Origin of the sequence: Nitrospirillum amazonense (assembly GCF_029594735.1) — a bacterium.
Lineage (GTDB): Bacteria > Pseudomonadota > Alphaproteobacteria > Azospirillales > Azospirillaceae > Nitrospirillum > Nitrospirillum amazonense.
In genome coordinates this window covers 367990-369532 of sequence record NZ_JARPAF010000003.1, presented here as the reverse complement: position 1 = coordinate 369532, position 1543 = coordinate 367990, and the positions used below count along the sequence as shown (strand labels likewise).

The following is a 1543-nucleotide window of genomic DNA, read 5'->3' as shown; positions in this document are numbered from 1 at the left end:
TTATCGGTTTTCCGTATGTAAGCGCAAAGTTAAAATGTCAGGCCTGTGCAAAGTAGAACTGTCAGTCTTCCGGTTGGCTGTGTCCGACGTGGGAGGCTGCGGTGGGCTGGGTGGTGATGAGCGACCGGGATGTTCGTCGGGTTGAGGTGCTGTCTGATGTTGTGGGTGGCCGGCTGACAGCTGGCTCAGCGGCAGCTGTTCTGGGCTTGAGCGAGCGTCAGGTATGGCGGTTGCTGGGCCGGTATCGGTCAGGCGGTGGTGGTGCCATCGTGCACCAGGCGCGAGGGCGGCCGTCGAACCGTCAGCTGGGTGCTGGGTTGCGTGAGTTGGCGCTGGAGTTGGTGCGGCGGCACTACGCGGATTTTGGTCCGACGCTGGCGGCGGAGCAATTGGCGGAGCGTCATGGGCTGGCTGTATCGCGGGAGACGCTGCGGGGGTGGATGTCCGCGGCGGGGTTGTGGGTGTCGCGGCATCAGCGGCGTCAGTTTCACCGCCCTCGCCTGCGCCGGGAGCGCTTGGGCGAACTGGTTCAGATCGATGGCAGCGAGCATCGGTGGTTTGAGGACCGGGCGGGCCCGTGCAGCCTGTTGGTGTTCATCGACGATGCGACGGGCCGGTTGATGGAACTGCGGTTCGCGGCGTCGGAGAGCGCGTTCAGCTACTTCGCGGCGCTGGAGGGGTATGTGACGCGGCATGGGCGGCCGGTGGCGTTTTACTCCGACAAGCACACGGTGTTCCGGGTGGCGAAGGCGGAGGCGCGGACGGGGCAAGGGATGACGCAGTTCGGTCGGGCCTTGGCGGAGTTGGGGATCGAGATTCTGTGCGCGAACTCCAGCCAGGCGAAGGGGCGGGTTGAGCGGGTGAACCGGACGCTGCAGGACCGGCTGGTGAAGGAGTTGCGGCTGGCGGGGATCAGTGACATGGCGGCGGGGAATGCCTTCCTGCCCGGGTTCATGGAGCGGTTCAACGGGCGGTTTGCGGTGGCCCCTGCGCGGCCGGAGGATGTGCACCGTCCGCTGACGGTGTCGGCGGAGCGGCTGCGGGACATTCTGTGCTGGCGGGAGCGGCGGTATGTGGGGCGGCAGCTGACGCTGTCGTATGAGCGGCGGCGGGTGATGCTGGCGGAGACGGCGGTGACGCGGGTCCTGGTGGGTCAGTATGTGGACAGCTACGCCTTTGCGGACGGTCGGCTGGAGTTCCGCTGGCAGGGAGTGGCCCTGCCCTACACCGCGTTTGACAAGAACCAGCGGGTGAGCCACGCGGCGGTGGTTGAGAACAAGCGGCTGTCGGCGGTGCTGGCCGAGATCCGGGAGACGCAGGACGCGATGCCGGCACCGAAGGTCCAGACCAACAGCGAGCGCGTTGGTTACGTCAAGACCGGGGACAAACCGGGGCGTAAGCGGAGGTTGCCGGGGCGCCTTGCGGGGGTAGGCCGGTCCGCTGCGCCTTCGGCTCCGCTGCCCGCCCTACCCCCAGCACTGACAGTTCTACTTTGCGGGACACCCTGACACTTCTATCCGGTTGAAACACCGTATGTAGGCGG

The 1543-nt window shown here is 66.5% G+C and carries 1 protein-coding gene; it reads left to right on the top strand.

The genetic code is table 11. The features are described 5' to 3' along the window. Window positions 1-101 precede the first annotated feature (101 nt). Entirely contained in the window at window positions 102-1508 is a 1407-nt protein-coding gene (locus P5F91_RS19945) for an ISNCY family transposase (RefSeq protein WP_422394480.1), read from the top strand. Window positions 1509-1543 lie beyond the last annotated feature (35 nt).